Source organism: Chelativorans alearensis (genome assembly GCF_010993735.1).
Taxonomy (GTDB): domain Bacteria; phylum Pseudomonadota; class Alphaproteobacteria; order Rhizobiales; family Rhizobiaceae; genus Chelativorans; species Chelativorans alearense.
Map to the genome: position 1 here is coordinate 243,401 of NZ_WQNI01000010.1, position 13,325 is coordinate 256,725.

General features: G+C 62.5%; 12 protein-coding genes. 7 read left to right on the top strand and 5 right to left on the bottom strand.

The window, feature by feature from the left end; translation table 11 throughout:
* Nucleotides 1-27: 27 nt before the first annotated feature.
* Nucleotides 28-354, bottom strand: a complete 327-nt coding sequence (locus tag GPJ75_RS17115) for a gamma-butyrobetaine hydroxylase-like domain-containing protein (protein ID WP_163269541.1) — start codon at nucleotides 352-354, stop codon at nucleotides 28-30.
* A gap of 131 nt (nucleotides 355-485) precedes the next feature.
* On the opposite strand from GPJ75_RS17115, the gene fdxA reads away from it, so the two are divergent.
* From fdxA to GPJ75_RS17140, 5 genes are all read left to right on the top strand, one after another.
* Nucleotides 486-821: a ferredoxin FdxA gene (gene fdxA / locus GPJ75_RS17120; protein WP_163269542.1), complete on the top strand. Its 336-nt coding sequence runs from the start codon at nucleotides 486-488 to the stop codon at nucleotides 819-821.
* A gap of 34 nt (nucleotides 822-855) precedes the next feature.
* Entirely contained in the window at nucleotides 856-1,671 is an 816-nt protein-coding gene (locus tag GPJ75_RS17125; protein ID WP_163269543.1) for a ferredoxin--NADP reductase, read from the top strand.
* Complete coding sequence (locus GPJ75_RS17130) at nucleotides 1,668-2,702, top strand: YeiH family protein (RefSeq protein WP_163269544.1); 1,035 nt, start codon at nucleotides 1,668-1,670, stop codon at nucleotides 2,700-2,702. Before GPJ75_RS17125 ends, GPJ75_RS17130 begins: the two co-directional genes overlap by 4 nt.
* Nucleotides 2,703-3,550: 848 nt before the next feature.
* On the top strand, nucleotides 3,551-4,774 hold the full coding sequence (locus GPJ75_RS17135; RefSeq protein ID WP_163269545.1) for a glycosyltransferase: 1,224 nt from the start codon (nucleotides 3,551-3,553) through the stop codon (nucleotides 4,772-4,774).
* Complete coding sequence (locus GPJ75_RS17140) at nucleotides 4,774-5,787, top strand: NAD-dependent epimerase/dehydratase family protein (RefSeq protein WP_163269546.1); 1,014 nt, start codon at nucleotides 4,774-4,776, stop codon at nucleotides 5,785-5,787. The genes GPJ75_RS17135 and GPJ75_RS17140 overlap by 1 nt, the downstream gene beginning before the upstream one ends.
* Nucleotides 5,788-5,967: 180 nt before the next feature.
* Here the strand turns inward: GPJ75_RS17140 and GPJ75_RS17145 are convergent, their stop codons facing one another.
* Entirely contained in the window at nucleotides 5,968-6,279 is a 312-nt protein-coding gene (locus tag GPJ75_RS17145) for a hypothetical protein (protein ID WP_163269547.1), read from the bottom strand.
* 307 nt (nucleotides 6,280-6,586) lie between these two features.
* Between GPJ75_RS17145 and GPJ75_RS17150 the strand changes: the two genes are divergently transcribed.
* On the top strand, nucleotides 6,587-11,251 hold the full coding sequence (locus tag GPJ75_RS17150; RefSeq protein ID WP_163269548.1) for an alpha/beta fold hydrolase: 4,665 nt from the start codon (nucleotides 6,587-6,589) through the stop codon (nucleotides 11,249-11,251).
* A 108-nt stretch (nucleotides 11,252-11,359) separates the two neighbouring features.
* Here the strand turns inward: GPJ75_RS17150 and GPJ75_RS17155 are convergent, their stop codons facing one another.
* The 3 genes from GPJ75_RS17155 to GPJ75_RS17165 all read right to left on the bottom strand — a co-directional run bounded on the left by GPJ75_RS17155 (nucleotide 11,360) and on the right by GPJ75_RS17165 (nucleotide 12,899).
* Entirely contained in the window at nucleotides 11,360-11,791 is a 432-nt protein-coding gene (locus GPJ75_RS17155; protein ID WP_205602565.1) for a hypothetical protein, read from the bottom strand.
* A gap of 164 nt (nucleotides 11,792-11,955) precedes the next feature.
* Entirely contained in the window at nucleotides 11,956-12,399 is a 444-nt protein-coding gene (locus GPJ75_RS17160; protein WP_205602566.1) for a DUF2214 domain-containing protein, read from the bottom strand.
* 14 nt (nucleotides 12,400-12,413) lie between these two features.
* Nucleotides 12,414-12,899 (bottom strand): hypothetical protein, encoded by a 486-nt coding sequence (locus tag GPJ75_RS17165; protein WP_163269550.1) that lies wholly within the window; start codon nucleotides 12,897-12,899, stop codon nucleotides 12,414-12,416.
* A 107-nt stretch (nucleotides 12,900-13,006) separates the two neighbouring features.
* Between GPJ75_RS17165 and GPJ75_RS17170 the strand changes: the two genes are divergently transcribed.
* Entirely contained in the window at nucleotides 13,007-13,255 is a 249-nt protein-coding gene (locus tag GPJ75_RS17170) for a LysR family transcriptional regulator (protein ID WP_163269551.1), read from the top strand.
* Nucleotides 13,256-13,325: the final 70 nt, after the last annotated feature.

Genomic DNA, 13,325 nt, shown 5'->3' on the forward strand with positions numbered 1-13,325 from the left:
CTAGGCGCGAAGGCGTCACGCTGTCAGTCAAGTTATTGCCTTCGTGTCGGCCGTAAGTTCCGCGAGGAAACTCCAGGGATAGATCCCGCGGTCGTGGCCGTCGGAGAAGGCGATGTTGATGGCATAGCTGCCGACGGGATTGACTGCCGCGATGCGGACATCCACGGCGGGGGGAAGGGCAGTGCCCATCAGGCGCAGGTGCTTGGCCTTGGCCGACTGGCAGTTCTGCCGCAACACCACTGCCTCAAGCACGTCCTCGCGGCCATCGGCCCAGACGAGCGTCAGCCGGTCGCGCTTGGTGGAAACCCGTATTTCGCGCGGCGGGGCCTGCGGTGATGGCTCATCGGCGGTCATGCCTTCTCCCTCCGTGTCGGGAAGGAAGAAAACCATTTCGCGGGGAACGGGAATAGCAACTAGTTGACTGAAGTCCCGGCATCTTCGGGCGCATGGTCGGATCGACTGATGAACGCCTCAAGGGGACAGCTATGACCTTCGTCGTCACGGACAATTGCATCCGCTGCAAATATACAGACTGTGTCGAAGTCTGTCCCGTGGACTGCTTTTACGAAGGCGAGAACATGCTCGTCATCAATCCCGACGAATGCATCGATTGCGGCGTTTGCGAGCCCGAATGTCCCGCCGACGCCATCATTTCCGATGCGGCCGAAAGCGCGGAGGATTGGTTGGCGATCAATGCACAATACGCCGCGGTCTGGCCCGTAATCACCGAGAAGAAAGATCCGCTTGCGGATGCTGAAGAATGGAACGGCGTTCCCGACAAGCTGCGCTTCCTGAGCGAGGAAGCGGCCGAAACCGCCTGAGCGACATCCGCAACTCTTGGGGAATTGCCGAGCCATGAACGTTATCACCAGCCCAGAAACCGTCACCGCCGCGGCACCCGCCGGGGCCCTCCTGCTCCGCGTCCTCGACGTGCGGCACTATACCGACAGCCTTTTCAGCTTTCGCACGACCCGGCCGGCAAGCTTCCGCTTCCGGTCCGGCGAGTTCGTGATGATCGGCCTGATGGTGAATGGTAAGCCCCTGTTTCGCGCCTATTCCATCGCCAGCCCTTCCTGGGACGAAGAGCTGGAGTTCTTCTCAATAAAGGTGCTTGACGGCCCGCTGACATCCCGGCTCCAGAAGATAAAACCGGGAGACGAGATTCTGATGCGCCAGAAGGCCACCGGGACGCTGGTCAACGATGCCCTTGTCCCCGGCAGGCGGCTCTACATGCTTTCGACCGGGACCGGGATCGCGCCTTTCGCCAGCCTCATCCGCGATCCGGAAACCTATGAGAAGTTCGACGAGGTGGTCCTCACCCACACCTGCCGCCAGGTGGCGGAACTCCGCTACGGCATCGATCTCGTGGAAGCCATCCGCGGCGACGAGATGCTGGTCGAACTGTTCGATCCCGGAAAGCTCGTGCACTACCCCACCACCACCCGCGAATCCTATCAACGACAGGGCCGCATAACGGACCTCATTCGATCGGGCAGCCTTTTTGCCGATCTCGGAGTGCCGGCTTTCGATCCAACAGTCGACCGCGTCATGATCTGCGGCTCCATGGAGATGCTGCGCGAGACCAAAGCCCTGGTCGAGGAGGCTGGGCTCGCCGAGGGCTCCAACAGTCGGCCCGCCGAATTCGTCATAGAGCGTGCCTTCGTCGAATGAAGCGCTCGCGCGTGATGCATCTGGTTCCTGGCGTCGGCCTATGCCTCGCCATTGCCATAGCGGCCAGCGTTGCCGATGCACTGGGGAAGAGCATCTCCAGGGGGGCAGGGCTGGACGCGTTGGTTTTGGCGATCCTCCTCGCCGCCGCCGTCCGCGGGTTTCATGAACCCGGCACAAGGCTGCTGCCCGGCATCGATTTCAGCGCAAGAATTCTCCTGGAGGTATCTGTTGCGCTTCTGGGCTTGTCGATCAGCTTGCATCGGATCGCCGAAGCAGGGCTTAGTCTCCTCGGCATCATCGTCAGCGTCGTCCTGGTGTCGATCATCGCCAGTTATGTCATCTGCCGGTTGCTGGGGATCGGCAGGCATATGGCCGCCCTGATCGCCTGCGGCAACGCCATTTGCGGCAACTCCGCCATCGCCGCCATCGCACCCGCGATCCGCGCATCGAGGGAGGATGTTGTTTCAGCCATAACATTCAGCGCCATCCTGGGCGTCGCGGTCGTCGTTTATTTGCCGCTCCTCATCCCGTTCTTCGATCTTGCCGATCGCGAGTACGGCATCCTGGCCGGGCTGACGATCTATGCGGTGCCCCAGGTGCTGGCCGCCACCGCGCCGGCGGGCCTGCAGGCGGTGCAGATCGGCACGACCGTGAAGCTCATACGCGTGCTGCTGCTTGGGCCCGTTGTGATGGTCATGTCGGCACTCGCGGCAAGGCATCGCGCGGGGCAACCGGACGGTGCGGTCGTGCCGTCGGGATGGCGAGGGACTCTGGTTTTCACAAGAATGTTTCCTCCGTTCATCCTGGCGTTCCTGATGCTGGCCACGCTCAGCACCATGGGCTTTATCCCCACAAGTTTCGCCGCCGGCGCCCTGACCATCCACAAGGCGCTCGCGCTCGTCGCCATGGCTGGCCTCGGCCTCAGTGTCGATCTCCGGCTTCTCTTCCAAATCAGCGGCCGGCTGACGCTGGCCGTCACCGGATCGCTACTAGTGCTTATCGCGATCAGCCTTGCTGCAATCCGTCTTTAGGGGCGTCTACGTGGCACTTATCACCGGCACGCTGGCAATGTTTGGACAGGGCCAGCGGCCCCGCCCAGCCTAATACCGCCTAAGAAAACACCCACCACGGCGAGGCAGCAGGCGCTGCGGCTTCCTATTCTGCCGGTTCAGTTGGTTTCTGTACCGTCCGCATCTTGAGCAGCGGTCGACGCGTACTCGCGCCACACCTACCAAGTTGCGTATAAGCTACCACGAGCGGCGGAAGGTCACCGCCCATTTCATCGCTGGCCCCAAGTGACGCCCTTGGCGCATATTTGGGCTGCCACACCGGCACTTGGTGGGGCGTCGGTTCACTCCCCCGAGCCCCCTGACCCGACGCCCCTCCTTCTTGCGGACAGAGAACTACGCCTATAATCCAAATTTCTACGAGGCTGCGAAGGGGGCAGAATTGCCAGCCTGTCACGGGGCACAGCAACTCCTTGATACCTCAAATGGCCGGAGAGCCAGCGCGGTATTTATGGTGTGGGGGAGCGTGGCAGGAAGGGAAGCCCTGGCGAGGACTCGACTAGATGATACGAGTCCGCCGGGGCCCCCGGCCTCATTAGCGGGCCAGGGCGATGATCACCAACGCCAGTCTAATGCCAATCTGCTCTACTGCTTCTCAAGAGTTGGAGCCTCCGGCAATCCCGGCGCGTTCAAGCTACTGACGATTGGCTTTTCACAGCTCCGGCTACTGCATAGCTGCGCCGAATCCGGGTACCCGCTAGATACCGCAAAATGACAGCTTGAATCCTGCCTCGGGAACTCTTTCAGTAACGAGGGCAGTCGCGGTCGATCTCTACGATAAGATCGCGCTGTATGGGTGGCGGGGAAGTTGAATGCACCTTTTAATTCTCAACGACGTCTCCGCAGTATGGGGTGGTGCCACCAAAGTGGCCATGCGCTGTATGGACGCGGGCCTGGCCGCCGGCATGGAGTGCACCATCCTCGTCGGCGACGATGGTGCCGGATTAGATGCGCGATTTCCAGGAGCGCAAGTCGAGGCGCTAGGCGAAAGACCGCTGCGGGACGGCGCCACTCTGACAGACGTGTTCAGCAGAAACTTCAACAAACACGCCTATCGGGCGGTGCGGCGGCTCCTTGAAGCGCGATCGTCTGAAGCCGTCGTTCACGTCCACGGCTGGTCGCAGATTCTCTCGCCATCGATCTTCTACGCGCTGGCCAGGCACGACGTGAGGGTGATGGTGACAACACACGACTTCTTCCTAACCTGCCCCAATGGCGGGTACGTCAACTACAGGAAGGGTAGCATTTGCGGCGCCAGGCCGCTCTCCCTACCGTGCCTCATTAGCAATTGCGACAAGCGCAATTATCTCCACAAACTGTGGCGTTTCGGGCGGTCCGTGACCCAGCGTGGGGCAGGCGAAGCCTTCTGGAACCGCGTCGGTGTGATCCTCGCGCATGAAAACATGGGCCCTTACCTGAGGGCCAGTCCGCTCAAAAACTTCCTAACCCTCAGAACACCGGCTGAGCCTTTGTCGCGCAACGGGCCGGTGGCGGCATGGAAGAACGAAAGGATACTTTTCCTGGGGCGGATGACCTGGGAAAAGGGTGTCCGCACATTGGCCGAGGCTCTAAAAATCACAGAAACCTCGGCGACACTCATTGGCCGAGGGCCATTGCTTCCGGAAATCCGGCAGGCGCTTCCCCATTGCTGGGTGGCGGGATGGCTAGCGGACGACGAGGTGGCGCGTATCGCGGCGGAGACGCGATATCTGATCATGCCGTCGCGTATGCCCGAGCCTTACGGCTTGGTGACCGCTGAGGCACTGATGAGCGGCTTACCCGTTATCGTCAGCAGCAATGCGCTGATTGCCCAAGAGGTGGCAGAGAACAATGCTGGGCTGGTCTTCGAGAGTGGGAATGCTCAGTCTCTGGCGGAAAAGATCGCCCTCATGCAGAGCGACGACCTCGTGAAACGCCTCAGCCTGGGTGCGTTCGCCTACGGCAGGAAGATCGCCCCCACCTGGGAGGAATGGTCGCGGAAAATCATCGATATCTACACCGGCAAGACTCGTTTTGCCGCTCAATCGGGGGGGTGATGGCACGCGCACTGGTCACAGGCGGAGCTGGCTTTGCAGGGCGCCATCTTTGCATGAAGCTGCTTTCGGAGGGGTTTGACGTCGTCTGCGTCGATTCGCTGGTGGCCGATACGGGCGCACTGCACCCCGATCAATGGCCTACTTCGCCAAAGAGCGCCTTTTCATTCCTGCACGAGGACTGCCGGCAGTTCTTCAACCGTTTCCAGACGCGTTTCGACTATGTGTTCCACTTTGCCGCAATCGTCGGCGGACGCATCAAGCTCGAGACGGAGGCGCTCTACGTCGCCGAGGACCTCGCCATCGATGCGGCGATGTGGCGATGGGCCGCCCGGACAAGGCCCGGCTGTGTCATCTACTTGAGCTCGAGCGCGGCCTATCCGCTCAGCCTTCAACGCGCCGAGGTGCACCAAAAGCTCTCGGAAGACATGATTGACTTCAGAAAGGCGCTCGGCGTGCCGGACCTGAGCTATGGCTGGGCCAAGCTCACTGGCGAATATCTCATGAAGCTCTACGTCGAAAGATACGGCGGACGCGCCGTCGCCTACCGGCCCTTCAGCGGCTACGGCGAAGATCAGGATCTCGCCTATCCGTTTCCGGCAATCTGCAAGAGGCTTTTGAAGGCGGAGGGTGCCGAGGAGGTTTTCGTGTGGGGGAGCGGTCATCAATGCCGCGACTTCATCCACATCTCCGACTGCGCAAACTTCATATGGAAAACCGTAGATAGGCTCCCCAACGGCGCCAGCCTCAACCTCTCCACCGGCATCGCCACCTCGTTCATCGATTTTGCGGGGATTGTGTGCAAGCAGATCGGCTGGAGCCCAAAAATTTCCGGCATGACGGACAAGCCTGAGGGTGCGTTCTTCCGCTGTGGCGACACGGCGTTGCAGTCCTCTTTCGGACTCGCCCCAGCCATCGATCTCACTGAAGGTATCGCTCGTGTCCTCGACCACCTGCGATGCGGTAGGGGGGGCGTCCACCCCAACGGCAAGTGCCAAGTGCAGACGTTGACATAAAAATGCATCAGTCCGCTCTGGAAAGATTTGACCGTCGTACTGGCTCGATGACCGCATTGCATAGGTCAGGCTGATAATTGATGCGGAAACACCATGTCGCCGGGACGTGTCGGCCGGCCGTGCCACAAGCAGCCCCGGGGATGCCGGGGCTGCATTCTTCCGGAAATCCGTTGCCGCCGGTCAGCGCGCGATCTGGAAGCGTGGAGCAGGCAAATCGTTCTCGTCGCTCGGGCCAAAGCCCTGGGCGGCGGAGAACTTGGGCGTGCCGCCCGACAGGTCCATCGCCGCGCCGGTAGCATAGCCGTACGGCCGGTGGGTACTCGCGACTCCGGACGTTACCGCTGACCGGTCCACGGGCCCTTCGACCTGGAAGCGCGGAGTCGGCTGGTCATTTCCGTCGCTAGGGCCGAAACCCGAAGCGGCGTCGAAGGCAGCCGCGTTGCCGACGCTGAGAAGGCCAAGGAGGGAGGAAAGAATGATGGTCTTATACATGGTAGCCTCTGATGTTGGTTGGTTTTCAGTGAGGATTTCACTGATAGAAGCCGGACGTAGAAACCAACGTTGATGCAAGCGTGTAATCGTGCGTTGAATCCGCTGGTGTGATGTCTTTTGGAGGGTGGCAGAGCGCGCAAGACAAATGGCGTAGCCCCTTATCCAATTGCCTGAGAACGTAAGTTAGATGCCAGGCGGCCGGGACCGGCACTGGTCGCCGCTCCACTTCCAGAATTGTTCCTGATGAAATGGATGCTTCCGGCAGCAGGTTCGAATTGATATATTTAAAAGTTGAGTGGTGGTTGCCGTGTCGCTTGAAATTCGCGTTCTCGGAGACCTGACCGTCCTTCACAACGGCGAAGCAAGCCCCCTGCCGCCGTCGAAGAAAACGCGCGCACTCCTTGCCTATCTTGCCCTGACCGACCGGCCGCAGCGCCGCGAACGGCTGTGCGAGATGTTTTGGGAGATCCCGGACGATCCGCGCGGTGCGCTACGCTGGAGCCTGTCGAAGATCAGGCAGATCGTCGAGGGCGCTCTCGAAGCCGACCGCAACACCGTGCACTTGAACAAGAGCGGGATAGTGCTCGACATCGCACCGCTCAGAGGTCTTAGCAGCCGCGAAATCGAGATGCTCGACACCGATGCGCTGGAGGCGTTGGCAGGCGCCTTTCGCGGCCCGTTCCTCGATGACCTATCGCTGCCGCGCTGCCCCGAGTTCGAGGCCTGGAGGATTGCGATCGGTGACGAGCTCGACGTGACACGGCTTCGCGTCCTGCGCGTTCTCGTTGACAGGCTCGCCGACGAGCCGGTCCGGGCGCTGCCATATGCGCATACTCTGCAGGCGCGGCAGCCTGACGACGATGCGCTACGGGCTGAGATCCGTAAACTGAGCGAAGCGGCGCGCCAGCTCGCGATGGTCCAGAGCCGACCGTCGGAGGAGGATGCCGAGCCCGCGCGAGTCAAGGAGTATCCGGGGGGAGCGCGGGGGCAGGAGCCGCTGGTGCAGGAAATCCGGAGATGTGTGACGCCCGACGGTGTGCGGCTCGCCTATGCGCTGAGCGGCGAGGGCCCGCCACTGGTCCGGGCCTCACACTGGATGTCGCATCTGGAGCGCGACTGGGACAGCCCGGTGTGGAAGCACTGGATGGAGGGGCTTTCGGAGCATTTCCGCTTCGTTCGCTACGACCAGCGCGGAAACGGGCTGTCGGATCGGGATCCCGCTGATCTTTCCTTCGAGGCGATGATCTCGGACCTCGAAAGCATTATCGATGCAGCGGGGCTGCGGCGTGTCTTCCTGCTGGGCATCTCGCAGGGCTGCCCTCTTTCTATCGCCTACACCGTACGTCATCCCGAGCGCGTGGTCGGTATGGTACTTTACGGCGGCTATACGCAAGGCTGGCGCAAGCGGGGCGACCCGCGCGAGATCGCTCGCCGCGAGGCGATGGGTGCGCTGATGCGCGAGGGCTGGGGACAGGACGATCCCGTTTTTCGGCAGATGTTCACCTCCATGTTTATCCCGGAAGGCACCCCGGAGCAGAGGGAGTGGTACAACGAGCTGCAGCGCGTCACCGTTTCTCCCGAGGTGGCGCACCGGATGTTCGAGGAAGCCGCCAACATCGACGTGGAGGACCTGTTGCCGAGGATTCGCGTGCCGACACTCGTCATGCACGCGAACCGCGATGCGGTCATTCCGTTCGAGCACGGACAGGCAATAGCGGCAAAAATCCGTGGGGCGCGCTTCCTGCCGCTGAACAGCGCCAACCATGTGCTCCTCGCGCACGAACCCGCCTTCGCCACTTTCCTGCAGGAAACGCGCCGTTTCCTGGCCGACCCGGAGGAGATGCAAAAACTGGCGCTGCCGCAGTCCCGGCTGGGCATCGACCGCGCTCGCCAGCACGTCACCATGCTGGCGGCGGAGGTCGTGAGCCCGCTGGATGTGTTCGAGACGGTCGATCCGGAGGCGGCGGTTCATGAGCTCCAGCCCGTCTATGATCGCCTGGAGCAGGTGATCGTAGACCATGGCGGCGTGGTGACGGCCAGTCTGGCCGGCACCGTCACCGCGGCTTTCGGGTTGGCGCGGGCCACCGAAGATCACGCTTTCCTGGCCTGCCGGGCCGCCCTTGCGGCCAAGCTCGCCGTGGAGGAGCTGTCAAAGGGCGGGGCGCGGTTGAGGGCGGGGATCGATACCGGCGAGGTGGTCGTACGCCAGCACTGGAGCGCCGACGGCAATCGGGTAGAGCTTAACGGCGTGGCGCCGCGCGCCGCCAACCGCCTGATGCGGGCGCTGCGCAGGGCCACGATCGCAGCGACGGCCCGGGCGCGCTCGGCGGCGGGCGGCTACGTCCAGATGCAGCGCATGCGGCATTCGGAGCACCCGCAGCTCGGACGGGACGAGCGCACCTATGAGCTCATCAACGAGAACCATGCCCTTTCCCGCTGGCACTTGAGAGCAAACCGCGGGCTGACGGGACTTGTGGCGCGCGATGCGGAACTCAAGGTCCTGCTTGCGGCGTGGCGGCGGGTGCGGGAAGGGCATGGACAGGTGGTCGGCATCGTCGCCGATCCCGGCCTCGGCAAATCGCGGCTCGCTCACGAATTCCTGGCAATCGACGAGGTGGCAAGCTTCGCGGTTCTCGAAAGCGGCGGGCTGGAGTTCGATTCGACCGTCTCCCTGGGGGTGGTGAAGAAGCTCTTGCTTTCGGCCTGCGGCATCCGTGGCGAGGACACGCTGGCGGAGGCGCGTGACCGCTTCCTGCGCAAGCATGCGGAACTTAAGCTCGATTCCCACCATATTCCACCACTCTCCTTCCTGGCCGATCTGCCTCTCGAAGACGAGGCCTGGCAACAGATCGACGCACGGGAGCGAACCGCGCGGGTCTGCAAGGCAATGAGCGCATTCCTGGTCGCGATGAGCAGGCAATCACCGGTGGCCCTGCTGGTCGAGGACGTCCACTGGATAGACAATGAGAGCGAGGCCGTCCTGAACCGGCTCGTCGATACGATCGGCGCCAATCGCATCATGCTGATCGCCACCTATCGGCCCCATTATCGGCACAACTGGAGCCGACGCGGGTATTTCCAGCAGATCCGGCTGGAGCGCTTCGTTCGCGAAGAGATGGAACAGTTCCTGAGCGAATTGCTAGGTTTCGATCCCAGCCTGCCGGAATTACGCGCCCTTCTTGCCGAACGTGCCGAGGGGACGCCGCTTTTCCTGGAAGAGATGGTGCGGGCACTGGTTGCGAGCGGCGCTCTCGTTGGCCCGCCGGGGCACTTCCAGGCCACGAGAGCCGTCATGGATGTGGTCGTCCCCTCAACGGTCCAGTCGGTGATCGCCGCGCGCATTCAGCAACTCGGGGAGGCTGAGCGACAAGTCCTTCAGATCGCGGCTGTGATTGGCCGGAATGTGCCGTATCCTTTGCTGCGGCTCTTATCGCCAGGAACCGAGCTGGATTCGGCTCTGGCCAAGCTGCAGGATCTGGAATTCCTCTTCGAGGTGCAAAGCTTTCCGCATGTGGAATATACGTTTAAGCACGCGCTGACCTTAAACGTCGCCTACGACTCCCTTCTGACGGAGGATCGCCGGAAGCTGCATGGGAGCGTTCTGTCTGCCATGGAAAAGCTCTATGCCGGCTCGATCAACCATCACATCGAGCAGTTGGCCGAGCATGCGCTTAGGGCCGAACGGTGGGAGGTCGCTGCGCACTATCTGCTGCTTGCGGCCGGCCGTGCAGAGGAGCGCTCGGCCTATGCCGCAGCGGCTCAGTTTCTCGAAAACGCGCGTAAAGCGGTGGACGCCCTGCCGCAGACGCAGGACACACTTGCCCAGGCGATCGATCTGCGCGTGCGGATGCGGCCCGCCTACGGCGCGCTAGGCGAGTATCGGAAAGCGCTCCCGCCGTTGCTGGAAGCCCGCGAGCTGGCGATGGAATTGGGTGATCCGCAGCGCATCTCGGACGTTCTCCTGCATCTGAGCTATCTGAACAGTTCCCATGGTCGCTACGAGGAGGCGCTCGAACCGGCCGAAACGCTGAAGCAGGGTGCACTCAAGGCCGGCGTGGAGCGTTGCATCAGGGAGTCCGACCTTGCGGCCTCGCAGGCACTCATCTTGCGCGGCGAAGCACGGCAGGTGCTCGAACGGCTTGCCCCGCATGAGGAGCGGTTCACGAAGCAATGGCGACACGAGCGCTTCGGCCAGATCGGCGCACGCTCGGTCTGGTATCTCGGCCATCGCGCCCAGGCGGAGGCGCACCTGGGCCTTTTCGAGGAGGCGGATCGGTCGCTGGCGGAGCTCCAACGCGTCGTCAGCGAGGTGGACCGCCCGGTCGACAGCTGCGCGGCCGTTTATTTCTCCGGTGTGGTCGGGGTCTTGCGTGGCCCGGATGCGGCACTCGTGGAGAAGTTGCGAGAAAGCTCCTCGGAGTCAGGGCCCAGCGGTCCGCTCCTGGTGCAACGCTGGCTTCTCACGATCCTTGGGCACGCCGAGTTCATGATGGGTGAGCTGGAGACAGCCTATGCCACCCTTGAAAACGCCATAACCGAGGCCGAGAGGATGGACCTGCCGCAATTCGAATGCCACGCCAGGGCTGTACTTGCTTGCCTGCGCGTGCGGCTGGGGGAGCCGGAAGCTGCAGCCAATCTAGGCCATGCAATGGAGCTTGCCCGCCAGCGTGACGACCCCTGGAGTGAGATCATGGTACTGCGCGGGTTTTCGGAACTGAAGGTTTCGCGGTCCAACCTGGCGTGGCTCGAAGAAGCCTGCGCGCTTGCGAAGCGACGGGAGTTGCGGCCCGAACTGGCCCGGTCGCTGCGCGCCCTCGGCCTTGCCCAGCGCCGGGCCAATCTCGCCGCGGCCACAGAAACCCTTGCCGAGGCAGACAGGCTCTTCCGCGCGATGCGACTGCGAGACCGTCTTGTGGGTATCAACGGTGGGCGGGGATCGGCGGAGACCGCCTCCACGGCGGTGACGATATAGGCCCTGCGGGCGCGGATGGCGTCAAGAATCTCCCGGTCTGCGTTGTCCAGTGAAAGGCAGCCAAGGCACGGGCGTCTCCGACCGACGTAAGATGCGTTCCGTCGCCGGTCATTGGCCTGAGTAGATTGACGCCTCGCAGGGGGCGCGGCCCGCGCGGTTGCAATGGGTTTGCTGCAATGCGCCTGTTTGCGCAAAGCGCTCCAGCATCCGCAAAGTGAACGTCTCCTCCGAAGCTCCGGCGGCGCGGTGGCAGCCGGCACATTGGGGCATGGGGGAAAATGTCGGCAAGGGCTCACCTGATCGGAACGAGCCGTAAAGCCAGCGGCCGCCCTCAAACCTTTTGGCGAAAATGGAGCCGATCTCACCGGGACGATAGTAGCTCTCCATCAGAATGGTCGCGCCCTCTGGAAGCGGCGTATTCGCCTGCAACGCGTTGAGCGTGGCCGCGTCGACCAGCATTTCCCTGTAAGAACCGTCGGCCCGGTCAACCCTCGCGTATCGCGCGAAGCCAGTCGTGTGCTCGGCTTCCGCGAAGGCCACGCGGTCCAAGCAGAGCAATACGGTAAGCAGGAGAATTGCCGCGACTGATAAGAGGTGTGGTCCGTGCCTTCCCGACCAAAAAGCGGACATCTGCGGGCGACACTGCATCAATGATCCCTCTTTTTTTGGGCAAAGGCGTGTGAGGCGGCGCATGGATCGGCCATTCAGACGAAACCGATCCAGCGTCCCGCCAGTAACACCGTCAGCCAGATCGTCAGCGACGCCCCGGCCTGGAACCGCCGGATGCCGGCGTGGCGCACAACCGAAAACGTCAGCGCATTGCACCCTGCAACCGCAATGGCCGCGATCTTGAGAAGAAAAGCGTCGTTGCCGAGGTAGTCGAGCGGCCGAACCGCGAAGAGGTAGAGGCCCGTCAATGCAACCCCGGCAAAGCCCGCAACCGCCATCCGGCGCAGCGACCTTGCCACGGCGACTGCCCAGCCGAAGCCCCGCATGCCCGCGATCCCCAGATCGAGCGGAAGGATCGAGCCGATCAGTAGGCCAAGGCATAGGATGTGGACGGCGTTGACCAAGGCGTAAGCCGCAACGGCGCGCCTCAGAGCGCCGGCAAAGGGCAATTGGTCGGCAAGGGCGGCGATAAGCGCCATATCGGGCTCCAGGATCAATCGCAGCCTTGAACTTCAGCCTGCGTCTCACCGGCGACGGTGACCACATCGCCCGAAGCGACACGGATCCAGCGGCTGCGGATTTCATGTGGCGGCAGGCAGTTGCGCAGTGCCACAAGCGAGACACGGTCGTTCACCTGTATCCGGTCTGCCAGGTCGGTGACGAATTCGGTTCCGGCCATTTGCAAATCATAGGTGTCGGCCTCGATGGGCGCGATCTTTGCCTGCGCATCAGGAATGCCGAGCACGTCCAGCCCGGGCAAGACATCGGGAACGGTGATGTCTGCCGGCACGGCAACCGTCATTTCGACATGCGGATAGGCGAGCGTCACTGCCTCCACGGTTCCTTCCACGTAAAGCGGGCTCGTCGCGTCATAGGCGCCGGTGAAGCCGTGATGCGCCGCCGCCGGCAGAACAATGGTCCCGAGACCGAGCAAACCCGCCAGAAGCAGGGCGAAGCTGGTGTGTTTGGGATTAAGCATGGCGAATGTCTCCGTTGCAGGTGGCGACACAGTGCCCGATTGATGCGTGGAGATAATCGGGCGATCCTGCACGGAACCATTCTCTTCAATGCACCAATCGGAAGACCATGCCGCTTCAGGATCTCGATCGCTTCGGCGCCATGCGCGCCTTTGCCGCCGTCGGCCAGAGGCTGAGTTTCGCCGCTGCTGCCGATGAACTCGGCATCAGCCCCTCCGCGTTAAGCCGACGTATCGCCCAGCTCGAGGATCTTTTGGGCTGCCGCCTTCTGCAGCGCACGACCCGACGCGTGACACTCACCGAAGCGGGCGCGCTCTATCTGGATCGGTGCATCGATATCCTAGAGCACGTCCTTTGAACTCCGAGTCGTAGCGTTGATGACACGGATTGGGTTTTATGATTCACCGTCGCCGTTGCAGGAGATGGCG